3 protein-coding genes are annotated in these 2,160 nt (G+C 72.6%); 1 reads left to right on the top strand and 2 read right to left on the bottom strand.

Going from position 1 to position 2,160, the window contains the following annotated elements; all coding sequences use genetic code 11:
• Positions 1-726 (bottom strand): histidinol dehydrogenase (locus WA805_RS20185; protein WP_425243102.1); only part of this gene is annotated, 726 nt, incomplete at its 3' end.
• A gap of 97 nt (positions 727-823) precedes the next feature.
• Positions 824-1,429 (bottom strand): hypothetical protein, encoded by a 606-nt coding sequence (locus WA805_RS20190; RefSeq protein WP_425243103.1) that lies wholly within the window; start codon positions 1,427-1,429, stop codon positions 824-826.
• A 166-nt stretch (positions 1,430-1,595) separates the two neighbouring features.
• Between WA805_RS20190 and WA805_RS20195 the strand changes: the two genes are divergently transcribed.
• Positions 1,596-2,105 carry a hypothetical protein gene (locus WA805_RS20195; protein ID WP_425243104.1) on the top strand — a complete coding sequence of 170 codons (510 nt, stop codon included), beginning with the start codon at positions 1,596-1,598 and terminating at the stop codon, positions 2,103-2,105.
• Positions 2,106-2,160 lie beyond the last annotated feature (55 nt).

The following is a 2,160-nucleotide window of genomic DNA, read 5'->3' on the forward strand; positions in this document are numbered from 1 at the left end:
GACCTGGCCCTGCAGGATGCGCTTGGCGGCGGCGACGTATACGTTGCCCGGACCGGTGATCACGTCCACGGGCGCGCACTCACCGGTGCCGTAGGCGAACATGGCGAGCGCCTGCGCGCCGCCGGCCGCGTGCACCTCGGTGACGCCGAGCAGCGCGCAGGCGGCCAGCACCGCCGGGTGCGGCAGGCCGCCGAACTCGCTTTGCGGAGGACTCGCGACCGCGATCTCTGTGACCCCGGCGGCCTGGGCCGGTACCACGTTCATCACCACGGACGAGGGGTAGGCGACGAGGCCACCTGGCACGTAGACGCCGGCCCGGTTGACGGGGATGAAGCGGGTGGAGACGGTGAGCCCCGGCGCGGGCGTGGTGTCGGCGCGGCGCGGGACCTGGGCCTCGTGGACCACCCGGGCGCGGCGCGCGGCTTCCTCGAGAGCGTCCCTGACCTTCGGGTCGATGGTGTCCAGGGCGCGGCGCAGGACTTCTCGCGGGACGCGGGTATGCGCCAGGTCCACGCCGTCGAACCGCTTGGTGTACTCACGGACGGCCGCGCCGCCGCGGACGCGGACGTCCTCGGTGATCGGCTTGACGAGGTCCGCGGCGCGATCCACGTCGAGGGCCGCGCGCGGCAGCACGCCGTCAAGCGCCTGCCTGGTGAGCCCGTCCGCGGCGCGACCACGCAGGTCAATAACGGTGGTGACGGGGCTGACCCCGCGATCCGAAGTCACCTGCCCAGTCTACGAAGACCGCAGGCCGGTCGCAGAACCGTCCGCATGCTGGACAGCCGCGTGTCTCGGGTGTCTCGCGTGTCTCGGTCGCCGGCTCTCAGTTGTCAACGGCGGCGGAATCATCGGGGCTGGGGGAGGCGGAGCGGCGGGTGCCCCATTCGGAGACCAGGATGATGACCGCGGTGACCAGCGGCCAGAACGCCAGCGCGCTCTTGGCGCCGAGGGCGAGCGATCCGGGGAACAGCGTGCCGTCCGGACTGCTGCCCAGGTGCTGGTCGTAGCCGGACAGGCCGATCTGCTCGCCCAGCCAGAGCATGACGAACGCGCCGGCGATGCCGCCGAGGATCAGGCCGGCCGCCGCGGCCGCCCGGACGCCCTCGGCGGCGCGGGCACCGGTCCGCGCGGTCAGCAGGAACCGGTAGCCGAGCAGCCCGGTGATCAGACCTGCGGCGGCGCTGATCAGGCAGAACCAGCCGTCGGCGACGATGAACGCGCTCGTCTCGACGTTCACGAACTCAGCCGTTCCCGGCGAGACCTCCTGGAGCAGCGCGCGGGGCGCGACCTCGCTCCAGATGAGCCCGGCGAGCAGGCCGAGCAGGGCGCTGCCTGCGAGCGCCACCGCGAACCAGGCGATGGCGGCCCGCGCCCCGGGCTGCCTCGGGCCTGGGCCTGGCGCGCTCGCCTGGGCCGGAGTCATCCCCATTCGCGTCATCCCACCTCGCTTCCCCGAAGATCGTATCGGGGCGGCGGCGCGGGACGGCCGCCGGACGTGATCGGCCGCTTTGCCGTCCGGCAGGGATTCGCGGAGTTTGGACCGGAATCTGGGGGGCAGTCGCGGGGGCGGTCACGCCGTCGTCCTGGAGGTCACCATGGCCGTTACCATCATCGTGATCGTCATCGTCGTCGTGCTGCTCGCCGCGGCGGTCGGCATTCTGCTACGGCGCCAGCGAGCGTTGCAGCAGCGGTTCGGTCCCGAGTACGACCGGCTCGCGGCAGAGGTCGGCCCGCGGCGGGCGCGCAGCGAGCTCGCCGAGCGGGAGCGCCGCATCGCGCAGCTGGACATCCGGCCGCTCAGCGCCGAGCGGCGCGCCGCGTACGACACCCAGTGGGCGACGCTCCAGGAAGAGTTCATCGACACCCCGTCGCGGGCCGCGGAGGCAGCGGACTCTCTGGTCACCGCGGTCGCCGCGGATCGCGGCTATCAGGTCGCCGACCGAGAGCGGCTGTTCTCTGACCTGTCGGTGTACCACGCGGACCGGATCCAGGAGTACCGGCTGGCGCGCCAGACGACCGAGCAGGCGGGCGCCGCCGCGACCGAGGACCTCAGGCAGGCCATGCTGGCGTACCGCTGTCCGTTGTCATCCGAGGTGAGGCACTGAGACGGGCCTGGCCTGCGGTGCCTCAGATTCGCTGGCAGGGTGTTTTGGCTGTCGT

It is taken from the genome of Trebonia sp., from assembly GCF_049794275.1.
Classification (GTDB): Bacteria; Actinomycetota; Actinomycetes; order Streptosporangiales; family Streptosporangiaceae; genus Trebonia.

What these genes read in the sequence shown, in the direction of transcription:
- WA805_RS20190 (WP_425243103.1), bottom strand. Translation starts at nt 1,429, where the DNA reads ATGGGGATGACTCCGGCCCAGGCGAGCGCGCCAGGCCCAGGCCCGAGG.
- WA805_RS20195 (WP_425243104.1), top strand. Translation starts at nt 1,596, where the DNA reads ATGGCCGTTACCATCATCGTGATCGTCATCGTCGTCGTGCTGCTCGCC.